The organism is Dyella sp. LX-66 (assembly GCF_018599165.1).
Taxonomy (GTDB): Bacteria; Pseudomonadota; Gammaproteobacteria; order Xanthomonadales; family Rhodanobacteraceae; genus Dyella_D; species Dyella_D marensis.
Genome location: NZ_JAHFVJ010000005.1, coordinates 67,081 through 83,138, shown reverse-complemented (window position 1 = coordinate 83,138; position 16,058 = coordinate 67,081). Strand labels below are relative to the sequence as shown.

Genomic DNA, 16,058 nt, shown 5'->3' with positions numbered 1-16,058 from the left:
ATCGTGTCCAACGGCCTCTACGTGGCGCGCCCGGACGACGCCGTGAGTGCGGCCAAGGGCACGCTGATCGGTGCCATCCGCACCATTCCGCAGGAGTACCAGAACGTCGCGGTGCGCAGCATCGATCTCGACGATGCCGGCGTGGCGGGCGTCGAGCGTGTGCTGGCGGAGCTGGCTGCACCGGCGAACGACGTGGCGGTGGCTTATCGCCATGGCATGCGCCTGGTGCAGAACTACGTCACCCATCCGCTCGACGAAGTGGCGGCGGAGCGCGACGCGCTGCGCCAGGGTGGCGTCTATGTCATCACCGGTGGCCTGGGCAATGTGGGCCTGACCCTGGCCGGCATGCTGACGCAGCGTTACGCGGCCAAGGTGGCGTTGCTGTCGCGGCGCGCCTTCCCCGCGCGCGAGCAGTGGGGGGCGTGGCTGGCCGAGCATGGCGAGGACGATGCGGTGAGCCGGCAGATCGTCCAGTTGCGCGGGATGGAAGCCGCGGGCGGTGAAGTGACCGTGCTGATGGCCGACGTCGCCGACGAGCCGCGGATGGAGGAAATCTTCGCCGCGCTCGATGCGCGCTACGGCCAGGTGCATGGCGTCTTCCATGCCGCCGGCCTGATCACCGGCGATTCGCACAGCATCATCGCCACCGCCAGCAAGCCGCAGGTCGAGCGCCAATATGCGCCGAAGGTGGCCGGCACCCTGGTGTTGTCGCGCCTGCTGGCTTCGCGCAATGCGGACTTCTGCCTGCTGTTCTCGTCCATCTCGGCCGTGCTGGGCGGACTGGCGCTGTCGCCCTATGCGGCGGCGAACGCCTTCGAGGACAACTTCGCCCTGTCGCGCCGTGCGGCGGGCGGCACCCGCTGGATCGCGGTGAACTGGGATACCTGGGCGCGTCCGGAAGGTGTGCAGGATCACAAGGGCACCACGCTGGAGGCGTTCCTGATGTGGCCCGACGAGGGCGCGGAGGCGGTGCGCCGCGTGCTCGGCTCGAGCCAGGCCAGCCGCCTGATCAACTCCACGGCCGACCTGCACGCGCGACTGGACCAGTGGGTGTACCGCAAGCCCGCGGCCGCGAGCGCCAGGAGCGAACGCAAGCTCTCCTACTACGCGCGGCCGGCGATCAGTACGGCCTATGTGGCGGCCAGCAACGAGATCGAGCAGCGCGTGGCGCGGGTGTTCCAGGACGTGCTGGGTATCGAAAAAGTGGGCCTGGAAGACAACTTCTTCGAGCTCGGCGGCAATTCGCTGATCTCGCTGCAGGTCCTGGCCGAGTTGCAGCGCGAGTTCGAATTGCAGCTGTCGCCGATCCTGATCTTCGAAGCGCCCAGCGTCAGCACCATCAGCAAGCATCTGCTGACGGTATGCGGCGTGGAAGCCGCGGCCGCCGCCAAACCGGTGGTTCCGCTCAAGCGGCGGCGCAGCCGGCGCGGTGCCGCGCATTCGGACATCGCCATCATCGGCATGGCCGCGCGCGGTCCGGGCGCGTCGGATGTCGCCACGCTGTGGGACAACGTGCGCAACGGCGTCGAGTCGATGACCCGCTTCAGCGACGACGAACTGTTCGCCATCGGCCTGGATCCGGCGCTGATCCGCAACCCGGATTACGTCAAGGCGCGCGGCGTCGTCGACGATATCGAGATGTTCGATCCGGGCGTGTTCGGCATCAGCCCGCGCGAGGCCGAGGTGATGGATCCGCAGCATCGCCTGATGCTGGAAATCGCCTGGCAGACGCTGGAACACGCCGGCTACGACTCGAACCGCTACGACGGCTCGATCGGCGTCTTCGCCGGCACCACGCCCAGCGAATACCAGTCCAGCCTGTTCCTGGACCGCGCGCTGTGGGCGGATATCGATTCGTTCGATACCCACCTGGCCAATACGCAGGATTCGCTGGCCACGCGCATCTCCTACAAGCTCAATTTGAACGGCCCGAGCCTGGCGGTCGGCACGTATTGCTCCACTTCGGGTGTGGCGATCCATCTGGCCTGCCAGAGCCTGCGCACGGGCGAGTCGGACATGGCGCTGGCCGGCGGCATCTCGCTGCGTGCGCCGAGCCGGCGCGGTTATCTGTTCGTGCCGGGCGACCAGGGTTCGCCGGACGGCCACACCCGCACCTTCGATGCGCGGGCGCAGGGCACGGTGTTCTCCGACGGCGGCGGCATGGTGCTGCTCAAGCGGCTGGAAGATGCCTTGGCCGACGGCGACACCATCCACGCCGTGATCAGGGGTTCGGCGGTCAACAACGACGGCTCCTTGAAGGCCGGCTTTACCGCGCCCAGCGTGGAGCGGCAGGCCGAGGTGGTGGCGCTGGCGATCGACGACGCGGGACTGAGCGCCGCCGACATCCATTACGTGGAGGCGCATGGCACGGCGACCGAGCTGGGCGATCCGATCGAATTCGCGGCATTGACGCGTGCCTTCCGCGAAACCACCGATGCACGCCAGTTCTGCGCGCTCGGTTCGATCAAGTCCAATATCGGCCATACCGACCGCGCCGCGGGCGTGATCGGCGTGATCAAGGCCTTGCACGTGCTGAAGACCGGCGTGGTGCCGCCGACCCTGCATTTCGAGCGGCCCAATCCGAAGATCGATATGGACAACAGCCCGTTCGTGGTGAGCGGTGCGCAGCAGGCGCTGCCTGCCTCGGCCTCGCCGTGGCGCGCGGGCGTGACCTCGCTGGGCGTGGGCGGCACCAATGTCCATATCGTGCTCGAACAGAGTCCGGCGCCGGAGGCCTCGGCCGAGGGCCGGCCGTGGCAGTTCCTGAGCCTGTCGGCGAAGACGGCCGTTTCGCTCGACGCCATGCGCGCCAACCTGGCCGACGCCCTGGAGGCCGATGCCGGGATCAACCTCGCCGATGCGGCGTTCACGCTGCAGCACGGACGCCGCGAGTTCGGCGAGCGCCTGGCGGTGGTGGGGCGCGACCGCAGCGAAGTGATCCGTGCGCTGCGCGAGCAGCCCTCGGATCGCTGCTTCCGCAGCGTCGGTGGCGCCGGCCGGCGGCCGGTGGCCTTCCTGTTCCCGGGTGTCGGCGAGCAGTACGTCGGCATGGCGGCCGGGTTGTATGAAACCGAAGCGGTGTTCCGCCAGGACATGGATGCCTGCTTCGAGCTGTTGCAGGCGGAATCCGGCCTGGATCTGCGCCCGGTGCTGTTCGCCGATGCGGCGAAGGCGCCGGACAAGGCGAAGCAGTTCCTGCGCGGCGACGCGCCGCAGGACGAAGCGACCCTGCGGCTCAACCAGACGCAGTACGCGCAGCCGTGCATGTTCGTCGTCGAGTATTGCCTGGCCCGCCTGCTGATGAGCTGGGGCATCGTGCCGGAAGCCCTGCTCGGCTATAGCGTCGGCGAGTTTGCCGCCGCTGCCATTGCCGGCATCCTGTCGCTGCCGGATGCACTGAAGCTGGTCGCCGGCCGCGCGCGCATCATCGCCGAGCTGCCGGGCGGCGCCATGCTGGCCGTGCCGCTGGCGGAAGCCGAAGTGCGGCCGTTGCTGAGCGACGAACTGGCCATCGGCATCGGCAACGGGCCGAAGCTCACCGTGGTATCCGGGCCGGAAGCGGCGATCGCCTCGCTCGAAGCCATGCTGGCCTCGAAGGACATCGTCAGCCGCCGCCTGCAGACCAGCCATGCCTTCCACTCGCCGATGATGGAGGGCGCCGCGGATGCGTTGAGGCAGCTGCTGTCGACGGTCGAGCTGCACGGGCCGCAACTGCGCTGCCTGTCCAACGTCAGCGGCAGCTGGATCACCGAGGCCGACGCCACCGACCGCGACTACTGGGTGCGGCATATGTGCCAGACCGCGCGCTTCGCCGAATGCCTGGACAGCCTGGTGGCGAAGGGCGATTGGGCCATGGTCGAAGTCGGGCCGGGCCAGGGCCTGACCTCGCTGGTCCGGCAGCACGGTGTGGGCCGCGAAGCCGGGGTGGTGCCGACGGTGGTGCCGACCATGCGCATGGCCTATCTGGCCGACGATGACCGCGCCGTGCTCACCGCGGCGCTGGCCAGATTGTGGGTGGCCGGCGTGGCGCCGGATGGCGAGGCGTACTACGCCGGCGAGCCGCGCCGCCGCATTCCGCTGCCCAGCTATGCGTTCGACCGCCAGCGCTACTGGATCGACGCCGAGCTGCCGGAGGTGTCGCTGGCCAGCCGCCTGCTGACCCAGGCGGAGAAGTCGCCGCTGGCCGATTCGTTCTATCTGCCGTCGTGGAAGCCGGCCGGTACCGTGGACGGCGCCTTGAAGGCGCCTGCGCCCGCGGCCGGCAGTTGCTGGCTGATCTTTGCCGATGCCGACGGCATCGGCGATGCGCTGGCCGCCGCGGTGCAGCCGCTGGGCATCGAGACGGTGCTGGTGCGGCGCGGCGAGAGCTTCGCGGTGGCGCACGACGGCTCCATCGCGCTGCGCGCCACCGGGAAGGACGACTATGCCGCCGCCTTGAAGGAGCTCAAGCGCCGCGGCCTGGTGCCGAGCCGGATCGTGCATCTGTGGGCGGCCGAGCATTGGAGTACAGATGCCGGCCAGTTCGACGCGCAGATGGAGACGGGCTTCTACAGCCTGTTCCACCTGGCCCAGGCCATCGGCGAGCGCTTGAGCGATACACCGGTGGAACTGTGCATCGTTGCCAGCGATCTGGAGCCGGTGCTGGGTACCGAGGCGATCCATCCGGTGAAGGCCACGCTGCGCGGTCCGTGCAAGGTGATCCGCCAGGAGTACGCGACGGTCGCCTGCCGCAGCATCGATCTGTTCTCGTCCGATGAAGCGGCTCTGGGTGCGGAGCGGCTGGGTCTGCGCCTGGCCGCGGAAATCCTGTCCGGCGAAGAGGATCAGTTCTGCGCCTTCCGCGACGGGCAGCGCTGGGTGCCGTTCGTGGCGCCGGTGCCGATCGATGCGCCGTTCGACGACGTGCCGCGCCTGAAAGAAGGCGGGGTGTATTTCGTCACCGGCGGCCTGGGCGGCATCGGCTTCGCCTTCGCCGACTATGTGTACCGGACGCGCAACGCGAAGCTGGTGCTGGTCGGCCGTTCGGGCCTGCCGCCGCGCGAGGAGTGGGATGCGATCCTGGCGGCGGGCCAGGACGACCGCGTGACCGAACGGGTGCGCAAGATCAGCGGCCTGATCGAAGCCGGCGCCGAGTTGCTGATGATTACCGCGGACGTGGCCGATCAGGCGCAGATGGACGATGCCGTACAGCAGGCGCTCGCCCGCTTCGGCACCGTCGATGGCGTCTTCCATGCGGCCGGCTTGCCCGGGCAGGGCCTGACCCAGCTCAAGACCGCCCAGGCCGTGGCGCAGGTGATGGCGCCGAAGATCCAGGGCACGCTGGCGCTCGATCGCGCCTTCGCCGCAGTGCCGCTGGACTTCATGGTGCTGGTCTCGTCCATCGCCGCGATCACCGGCGGCGGCCCGGGCCAGATCGACTACTGCGCAGCCAATGCCTTCCTCGATGCGTTCGCGCAGCGCCACCATGCCAAGCACGGTGTGACGGTGGCGATCAGCTTCGGCGAATGGCAATGGGATGCCTGGAGCGATGGCTTGAAGGGCTTCCAGCCGGAAATGCAGGAAGCGCTGCGCAGCCACCGCCGCCAGTTCGGCATCACCTTCGAGGAGGGCATGGAAGGCGTGCGCCGCATCCTGGCGCTGGACGTGCCGCAGCTGATCCTGCTGCCCGAGGACGCGGTAATGATGATCGGCGGCAGCAACAGCTGCTCGGTCGCCAATATCTCCAGCGCGGTGCAGCAGACGCGCGGCCGCCGCATGACGGCCTATCCGCGCCCCGCATTGCCTACGGCCTTCGTCGCGGCGCAGAGCGACATGCAGCGCCAGGTCGCCGCGGTGTGGCAGGACGTGCTGGGCATCGGCGAGGTCGGCATCGAGGACAACTTCTTCGATCTCGGCGGCAACTCGCTGGTCGGCCTGCAGCTGATCGGAAGGCTCAACCGGGACCTGGACATGAGCATCCCGTTGAGCTGCATCTACGAGTACGCCACGGTCAAGCGGCAGGCGGAAATGATCGACGAGATCCTGCTGATCCAGGCGGTCGGCCTGGGCCAGGAACAGGACGATGCGAGCCTGAGCGGCCAGTTCATCGAGGAAGCGGTGTAATGACCACGGCCAAGTTCCTGGGGCGGCTCAAAGAGCTCAACATCAAGCTCTGGCTCGAAGACGGCAGCCTGCGCGTGCGCGCCTTGCCCGAGGTGCTCACTTCGGAGCTGAAGGCCGAGCTGAGCGAGCGCAAGCCGGAAATCATCCGCTTGCTGCAGCAGCTCGCGCATGGCTCGGGCGAAAAGCCGATCGAGGCGCGCCGGGGCAGGGCGGAACCTATTCCGCTGTCCTTCTCGCAGAAGCGGCTGTGGTTCCTGGAGCAGCTGCAGCCTGGCGTGCCGGCCTACAACACCTTCAGCACGGCCGAACACTGGCAGCACATCGACCCGGAGGTGCTGGAGCGCACCGTCGACGAGCTGGTGCGGCGGCACGAGATCCTGCGCACGAGTTTCCCCATGGTCGACGGCGCGCCGGTGCAGCGCATCGCGGCCACCGCGCGGGTGCTGCAGCCGATCGTCGACCTGTCCGCGCTGCCGGCGGCGGAGCAGGCGGAGGAAGTGCGCCGCCGGATGGCGGAGGAATCGAAAAAGCCGTTCGATCTCGCGCACGGCCCGATGCTGCGCATCGGCCTGATCAAACTGGGGCCGCAGCGCTACCTGTCGCTGCAGAGCATCCACCACATCATCAGCGACGACTGGTCGCTGAAGCTGATGGAGCAGGAACTGAGCACGCTCTATGCCGCCTTTGCGGCCGGGCTGCCGTCGCCCTTGCCGGAGCTGCCGATCCAGTGGGCCGATTTCGCCCTGTGGCAGCAGCAATGGCTGCAAGGGAAGGTGCTCGACGCGCACGTCGACTTCTGGGCCGGGCAGCTGGGCGGCGAACTGCCGGTGCTGAACCTGGCCAGGAATCGCGCCAGGCAGCTGCGGACACAGGGCGGCTGCGGCAGCTTTTTCTTTGCGCCGGCGCTTTCGGAGGCGCTGCGCAGCTGGTGCAGGACGGAGCGCGTCACGCTGTTCATGACGCTGATCGCCGGCTATGCCGCGCTGCTGTCGCGCTACACCGGCCAGGACGACGTGATCATCGGTTCGCCGGTATCCGACCGCGGCCGCGTGGAAACCGAAAGCCTGATCGGCTTCTTCCTCAATACGCTGCCCGTGCGGGTGCGCGTGGAGCCGGGCATCGGTTTCCGCCAGTTGCTGGAGCAGGTCCGCCACACCTGCCTGGCGGCCTTCGATTACAGCGCGGTGCCTTACGAAGAGCTGATGCCGAAGCTGCGCATCACGCGCGACACCAGCGGCTCGCCGCTGTTCCAGACCATGCTGGTGCTGCTGAACTCGCCGCCGGTGCAGCGCGATCCCGATGCGCCGCTGCAGCCGGCGGTGACGGAGCCGCCGCTGGACATCCGCAACTTCCAAGGGGCTTATGGCGCGTACTCGCCCACGGTCGGCAATGGCACCACGAAGTTCGATCTTTCCATCACGGTGGAAGAAACCCCGGACGGGATTTTCGGCAGAACCGAATTCAACAGCGATCTGTTCGAGCAGGAGGAGATCGGCAAGCTGATCGAACGGCTGCAGGTTTTCCTGGGCGGCGCCCTGGCCGAGCCCGAGCGGCCCGTTGCCGATATCGAGCTGCTGACCGGTGCCGAGCGCGCGGCGATACTCTCGGATGGAGCCCGGGGCCCGCTGCGGATCGCGGATGTCGCGCAATTGCAGCAGTTCGTGGAGCGCCAGGCGGTACTGCGGCCGGCGGCGCTTGCCGTCGAAGACGGCGGCGAGCGGCTCAGCTATGCCGATCTGAATGCGCAGGCCAATCGATGGGCGCGGATGCTGCGCTCTCGCGGCATAGGCGTGCGCTCGCGGGTCGGCATCCTGTTCGAGCGCTCCGCCAGCATGCTGGTGGCGCTGCTGGCCGTACTGAAAGCCGGCGCGGCCTGCGTTCCGCTCGATCCGGCCACGCCGGTCCAGCGCCTGGATTTCATCGTCGAAGACGCCGGCATCGACCTGCTGCTGACGGTGTCGGAGCTGGACCTTGGCCTGGCGGCGCCGGCTGGCATCCTGTTCGAGCTGGATCGCGAGCAGGCAGCGATGGCGCAGGAAAGTGGCGCCGATCTGCCGCCGGCCGGCGGTGCGGCAGCGCTGGCCTGCGTGCTGTACACGTCCGGTTCGACCGGGCAGCCCAAGGGCGTGATGCTTTCGCACGGCGCGCTGGTGAATTACGCCGTGGGTGCCGGCGAGGATTACGGCATCGAGCCTTCCGACCGCATCCTGCAGTTCGCTTCGATCGCGTTCGACGCGAGTTTCGAGGAGATCTTCTCCACGTTCGCCAAGGGCGCGACGCTGGTGCTGCGTCCTGCGGGCATGCTCGAATCGAGCGAGCACTTTATCGAGAGCAGCGGGCGCATGGGCATCACCGTGCTGATGCTGCCCACCGCGTACTGGCATGAGCTGGTGGCCGATCTCGACCGGATCGCCTTGCCGCCCATGCTGCGCGGCCTGGTGATCGGCGGCGAGCGCGCCTCGCCGGTGGCGCTGGCGCAATGGCAGGCGAAGGCCGGCAGGCGGATCGATCTGTTCAACACCTATGGCCCCACCGAAACCGCCATTGCGGTAACCCGGCACAAGTGCACGGTGCCGGTGGATGGCGGCGGCCAGCTGCGCGAGGTTTCCCTGGGCCGGCCCGTGGCCAATGTCGCGGTGTATATCCTCGACCGGGCCATGCGGCCGGTGCCGCCTTATATGCAGGGCGAGATCTTCGTCGGCGGCGTGGGCGTTGCGCAGGGCTATCTCAACCGGCCGGACTTGACGGCCGAGCGCTTTGTTGACGATCCGTTCGGCGACGATCCCTTCGGCGTTGGCGGAGGCCGGCTGTACCGGACCGGCGACCTGGGCCGCTACAACGCGGCCGGCGAGATCGAATATCTGGGCCGCAACGATGCCCAGGTGAAAATCCGCGGCTTCCGCATCGAGCCCGGCGAGATCGAGGCGAAGCTGGCCGCGTGCGAGGGCGTGGCGGCCTGCGTGGTGCTGGCGCGGGAAGACCGGCCCGGCGACAAGCGGCTGGTGGCTTACCTGCGCGCCGAAGCGGGAGCCGTGCTTTCCGTTCCCGGGCTGCGCGCCGCGCTGTCGCAGCAGTTGCCCGAATACATGGTGCCCAGCGCCTTCGTGGCGCTGGAGGAATTTCCGTTGACGGTGAACGGCAAGCTGGACACCCGTGCGCTGCCGGCGCCGGAGGCGGAAGCCTTCGCCACGCAGGCGTACGAGGCGCCGCTGGGCCGGGTCGAAACGGCGATCGCGGGGATCTGGCAGGAGCTGCTCGGCGTCGAGCGTGTGGGCCGGCACGACAACTTCTTCGAGCTGGGCGGGCATTCCCTGCTGGCCGTGCGCCTGCTGGCGCGGATGCGGCAGCAGGATCTGCATGCCGACGTGCAGACCTTGTTCTCCACGCCGACGGTGGCCGGCCTGGCGGCGGCCATCGGCGGTGGCGGCGACGTGCTGGTGGTGCCGGATAACCTGATTCCGCCGGACGCCACGGCGATCACGCCGGCGATGCTGTCCCTGGTCGAGCTCAGCGCGCAGGAGATCGGGCGGATCGCCGCGACCGTGCCCGGCGGCGCGGCGAATATCCAGGACATCTATCCGCTGGCGCCGCTGCAGGAAGGCATGCTGTTCCATCACATGCTGGCGACCGAGGGCGATCCCTACCAGGTCAGGGCACTGTCGGTGTTCGAAAGCCGCGTTCAATTGGACGGCTATCTGGATGCGCTGCGCTTTGCGATCGGCCGCCATGACATGCTGCGGACCGGCATCGTGTGGGAAGGCCTGGCCGAGCCGGTGCAGGTGGTATGGCGCAAGGCGGAGCTGTCCGTTGAAGAACTGGCCTTTCCGGCCGATGGTGGCGAGATCGCCGACCAGCTATGGGCGCGCTTCGATCCGGGTACCTACCGGCTGAATCTGCACGAGGCGCCGCTGTTCCGGCTGTTCGTGGCGTACGACCAGCGCAACGATCGCTGGGTCGCCCTGCAGTTGCTGCATCACCTGTGCATGGACCATATGGCGCAGGACCAGCTGCAGGCAGAGATCGCGCTGTATCTGCAGGGACGCCAGGCCGAGCTGGCGCCGGCGCTGCCGTTCCGCAATTTCGTGGCGCGGGCGCGCCTGGGCGTGAGCGCGGCGGAGCACGAGGCGTTCTTCCGCGAGATGCTGGGCGACGTCGACGAGCCGACCATCCCGTTCGGCCTCGCCGACGTGCGTGGCGATGGCAGCGCGATCGACGAGATCCGGCGGGCGCTCGATGCGGGACTGGCGCGGCGCTTGCGTTCCCGCGCGCGGACGCTGGGCGTCAGCGCGGCGAGCCTGTTCTATCTGGCCTGGGCGCAGGTGCTGGCGCGCGTGTCGGGCCGCGACGACGTGGTGTTCGGCACGGTGCTGTTCGGGCGCATGCAGGGCGAGAACGCGCTGGGCCTGGGCATCAATACGCTGCCGGTGCGGATCCGCGTCGACGACAACAGTGTCGATACCAGCGTGCGCGCCGTGCACCGCCTGATCAGCCGGCTGCTGCGCCACGAGCATGCCTCGCTGGCGCTGGCGCAGAACTGCAGCGGCGTGCAGGCGCCGGCGCCGCTGTTCAGCGCACTGCTGAATTACCGCCACAGCGCGGGCGGCGAAGGGCAGGGGGCGCCTGTTCCATGGGGCGGCGTGGTGGGGCAACGCTCGGAAGAGCGCACCAATTATCCCTTGACGCTGGCGGTCGACGATCTTGGCGAGGGCTTTGAACTGGTCGCGCAGGTGCCGGCGTCGGTCGGTCCCGCGCGGGTGTGCGCGATGGTGCGCCGGGCGCTGGAGCAACTGGTCGATGCGCTGGAGCGCGCACCCTCCAGCGCGGTGTGCCAGCTGGATGTGCTGGCGGTGGACGAGCGCCGGCAGCTGCTGGAGGCATTCAACGACACGGCGGTGGCGTATCCGCGCATCGACTGCCTGCACCAGCTGTTCGAGGCGCAGGCCAGGCGCACGCCCGATGCGGCCGCGCTGGTCTTCAAGGGACGCCAGCTCACCTATGCGCAGTTGAACGCGCGCGCCAACCAGCTCGCGCATCGGCTGCTTGGCCTGGGGGTGGCGCCGGATGACCGGGTGGCGCTGTATGTCGAGCGCGGCCTGGAGATGGTGATCGGCCTGCTCGGCGTGCTGAAGGCGGGCGGCTGCTATGTGCCGCTGGATCCGGATTATCCGGGCGACCGCGTCGCCTACATGCTGGCGGACAGCGCGCCGAAGATCGTGCTGACGCTGGCGGAGCTGCAGCGCCGGCTGCCGGAGGTTGCGGTGCCGGTGCTGGCCCTGGACGACGCCGCGGGCCTGGCCTTGCAGCCGCGGCACGATCCGCTGCTCGAAGGGCTCTCCAGTTCTCACCTGGCTTATGTCATCTATACCTCGGGCTCCACCGGCAAGCCGAAGGGCGTGATGGTCGAGCATGGCGGCATCGTCAACCGCCTGCAGTGGATGCAGGATGCCTACCGGCTCGGCGCCGCGGATCGCGTGCTGCAGAAGACGCCCTTCAGCTTCGACGTGTCGGTGTGGGAGTTCTTCTGGCCCCTGGCGTACGGCGCGCGGATCGTGCTGGCGGAGCCGGGCGGGCATAAGGATCCTGCCTATCTGCGTGCGCTGATCGCTCACGAGGCGGTGACGGTGGCGCATTTCGTGCCGTCCATGCTCAGGCAGTTCCTGAGCCTGGAAGACTTGCGGGCCTGCACCAGCCTGCGGCATGTCTTCTGCAGCGGCGAAGCCTTGCCGGCGGATGTCGCGCAGGATTTCCTCGCCGCGTCGTCGGCGCAGCTGCACAATCTTTATGGGCCGACGGAGGCTTCCGTCGACGTCACCTTTCACGCGTGCCGCGCGCAGGACCCGGCGCTGGCGGTACCGATCGGCCGGCCCATTGCCAATATGCGCATCCATATCCTGGATGCGCGGCGGCGGCCGGTTCCCATCGGCGTGGCCGGGGAAATCCATATCGGCGGCGTGGGGGTGGCGCGTGGGTATCTGAACCGTCCGGCCTTGACGGCGGAGCGCTTCGTCGACGATCCCTTTGGCACCGATCCCTTCGGCGCTGGGGAAAGCCGGCTGTACCGGACCGGCGACCTGGGCCGCTACAACGCGGCCGGCGACATCGAATACCTGGGCCGCAACGATTTCCAGGTCAAGATCCGCGGCTTCCGCATCGAGCTGGGCGAAATCGAAGCGCGGCTGGCCGCGTGCGCCGGCGTGGCGGCCAGTGTGGTGATCGCGCGCGAAGACCAGCCGGGCGACGTGCGGCTGGTGGCTTATCTGCGCGCGCAAGCCGGCAGCGTGCTTGCCGTGGCGGAGCTGCGCGCCGAGCTGTCGAAGCAGTTGCCCGACTATATGGTGCCCAATGCTTTCGTCACGCTGGAGGAGTTTCCGCTGACGGTCAACGGCAAGCTCGATCGCAAGGCCTTGCCGGTGCCGGAAGCCGACGCCATCGCGGCGCAGGCCTACGAGGCGCCGCTCGGCCGGATCGAAACGGCGATCGCGGCGATCTGGCAGGACCTACTCGGCGTGGAGCGCGTGGGCCGGCACGACAATTTCTTCGAGCTGGGCGGGCATTCCCTGCTGGCCGTGCGTCTGCTGGCGCGCATGCGCCAGGCCGGCCTGCACGCCAATGTACGCATGCTGTTCGAAACACCGACCCTGGCGGGCCTGGCCGCGGCCACCACGGGCGACGTCGAGCAGGCCGCCGTGCCGGCCGAACAGGCGCCGCCGGATGCAGCGGCCGTCAACCCGGCCATGCTCTCGCTGATCGAACTGGCGCCTGCGGATATCGAGCGGATCGCCGCGACCGTGCCCGGCGGCGCGGCGAATATCCAGGACATCTATCCTTTAGTGCCGCTGCAGGAAGGCATCCTGTTCCATCACCTGCTGACGGCCGACGGCGACCCTTATGTGCTGCGGTCGCTGTCCACGTTTGCCGACCGCGCCCAGCTGGATGGCTACCTGGCCGCCTTGCGTTTCGCGATGGGCCGCCACGACATGCTGCGCACCGGCATCGTGTGGGAAGGCCTGGCCGAGCCGGTGCAGGTGGTGTGGCGGGATGCTCCGCTGGTGGTGGAGGAGCCGGCCTTGTCGGCTGCCGACGGCGATATCGCCGAGCAGCTGTGGACCCGCTTCGATCCGCGCCGGTACCGGCTGGACCCGCGCCAGGCGCCGCTGTTCAAGCTGTTTGCGGCCTATGACGAGCGCCATGGCCGCTGGGTCCTGCTGCAGCTGCTGCATCAGCTGTCCATCGACCATATGGCGCAGGAACGCCTGCAGGAAGAGATCTCGGCGTACCGGCAGGGCCGCCAGGCGGAGCTTGCGCCCGCGCTGCCGTTCCGCCACTTCGTGGCACAGGCGCGGCTTGAGGTGAGTGCGGAGGAACACCAGGCCTTCTTCGGCGGGATGCTCGGCGACGTCGACACGCCGACGCTGCCGTTCGGCCTCGCCGACGTGCGCGGTGACGGCAGCAATATCGTGGACTTCCGCCGCGAGGTCGACGCGGGACTGGCGCGCCGGCTGCGTGCACGCGCACGGGCGCTGGGCGTAAGTGCTGCCGCTCTTTGCCACGTGGCCTCGGCCCTGGTGTTCGCGCGGGCGTCCGGCCGCAACGACGTGGTCTTCGGCACCGTGCTGTTCGGCGGCATGCAGGGCGAGAACGTGCTGGGGCTGAGCATCAATACCTTGCCGGTGCGCATCCGCATCGACGAAAGCAGTGTCGAGGCCAGCGTGCGTGCCGTGCATGGCCTGATCAGCCAGCTGCTGCACCACCAGCACGCCTCGCTGGCACTGGCGCAGCACTGCAGCGGCGTGCGCGCACCGGCGCCGTTGTTCAGCGCGCTGTTGAACTATCGCCACACCGCGGCGAGCGATAAGCCCAAGCCGGCGCCGATGCAGGACGGCGTGGGCCATCCGCGCTCGGAGGAACGCACCAACTATCCGCTGACCTTGGCGATCGACGATTTCGGCGAAGGCTTCGAATTGCTGGCGCAGGTGCCGGCGCCGATCGGTCCGGCGCGGGTGTGCGTCATGCTGCATCGGGCGATGGAACAGCTGGTGGATGCATTGGAGCGCGCACCGTCCACCGCCGTGTGCCAGCTGGACGTGCTGGCCGCGGAGGAGCGCCATCAGTTGCTGGAAGTATTCAACGACACGGCGGTGGACTATCCGCCGGTGCCGTGCCTGCAGCAGCCGTTCGAGGCGCAGGCGCAGCGCACGCCCGACGCGGTTGCCCTGGTGTTCAAGGATCGCCAGCTGACCTATGCGGCGTTGAATGCGCGCGCCAACCAGGTGGCGCATCGCTTGCTGGAGATGGGGATCCAGCCCGAGGATCGGGTGGCGCTGTATCTGGAGCGCAGCCCCGAGATGGTGATCGGCCTGCTGGGCGTGCTGAAGGCGGGCGGGTGCTATGTGCCGCTCGATCCGGATTATCCGGCCGACCGGATCGGCTACATGCTGGCGGACAGCCAGCCGAAATTCGTGCTCACGCAGGAGGCCTTGCGGCGGCGCTTGCCGGAGGCTGCGGCACTCGTGCTGGCACTCGACGGCGACAGCCTTGCCCGGCAGCCGGAGCACCATCCCGCGGTGCAGGGGCTCTCCGCTTCGAAGCTCGCCTATGTCATCTACACCTCCGGTTCCACCGGCAATTCCAAGGGCGTGATGGTCGAGCACGGCGGCATCGTCAACCGCCTGCAGTGGATGCAGGATGCGTATCGGCTCGGCGGCATGGATCGCGTGCTGCAGAAAACGCCGCTCAGCTTCGACGTCTCGGCATGGGAGATCTTCTGGCCGCTGTCGCATGGCGCGCGGCTGGTGCTGGCGGAGCCGGGCGGACATCGGGATCCGGCGTATCTGCGCGAGCTGATCGTGCGCGAGGCGGTGACGGTGGCGCATTTCGTGCCGTCCATGCTCAGGCAGTTCCTGGGAGCGGAAGATCTGCGCGCCTGCGTCAGTCTCCGGCAGGTGTTCTGCAGCGGCGAGGTCCTTCCGGCCGGTGTGGTGGAGGATTTCCTCGCGGCATCGACGGCGCAGCTGCACAATCTCTACGGGCCGACGGAGGCCTCGGTCGACGCCAGCTTCCATGCCTGCCACGCGCGTGACATCGGTGCGGCCATACCGATCGGGCGTCCGATCGCCAATATGCGGATGTATGTGCTGGACGAGCGGCGGCAGCCGGTTCCCGTGGGCGTGAGCGGAGAAATCCACATCGCCGGCGTGGGTGTCGCACGTGGCTACCTGCATCGTCCGGCCTTGACCGCGGAACGCTTCGTCGACGATCCGTTCGGGCCGGCGGGCGACCGCATGTATCGCACTGGCGATCTGGGGCGCTACAACGCGGCGGGCGAGATCGAATATCTGAGCCGCAACGACCTCCAGGTAAAGATCCGCGGCTTCCGCATCGAACCCGGCGAAATCGAAGCGAAGCTGGCCGCATGCGCCGGCGTGGCGGCCAGCGTCGTCATGGCGCGGGAGGACCGGCCCGGTGATGTGCGCCTGGTGGCCTATGTCCGCGCGGAGGCCGGCAGCACGCTTGCCGTGGCGGAGCTGCGTGCCGAGCTGTCCAGGCAGCTGCCGGACCCTATGGTGCCGAACGCCTTTGTGATGCTGGACGTTTTTCCGCTGACGGCGAGCGGCAAGCTGGATCGCAAGGCGCTGCCCATGCCCGATGCGGATGCGCTTGCGGCGCAAGCCTACGAAGCGCCGCTCGGCCAGGCCGAAACCGCCATCGCCGCCATCTGGCAGGACCTGCTCGGTGTCGGGCGCGTGGGGCGGCACGACGATTTCTTCGAGCTGGGCGGGCATTCGCTGCTCGCCGTACGCCTGGTGTCACGGATGCGCCAGGTGGATCTGCATGCCGATGTGCAGGCCTTGTTTACGTCGGCGGTGCTGCAGCACTTCGCCGCATCGGCATCCATCGTCGCCAGCGTGAAACCCGACGCCTCCAATCAGCAGGTCTTCGAGGAGGGCTTCATCTGA

The 16,058-nt window shown here is 68.5% G+C and carries 2 protein-coding genes (1 of these 2 running past the window's edge); both read left to right on the top strand.

The genetic code is table 11. The annotated features are described in order from the left end of the window. Positions 1-6,102, top strand: partial view of a type I polyketide synthase gene (locus KK141_RS11360; RefSeq protein WP_214572312.1) — the 3' end only. It extends 31,191 nt beyond the left edge of the window; the window shows 6,102 of its 37,293 coding nt (coding positions 31,192-37,293); the start codon falls outside the window, past its left edge; it ends in the stop codon at positions 6,100-6,102. After that, positions 6,102-16,058: a non-ribosomal peptide synthetase gene (locus KK141_RS11355; protein WP_214572313.1), complete on the top strand. Its 9,957-nt coding sequence runs from the start codon at positions 6,102-6,104 to the stop codon at positions 16,056-16,058. Before KK141_RS11360 ends, KK141_RS11355 begins: the two co-directional genes overlap by 1 nt.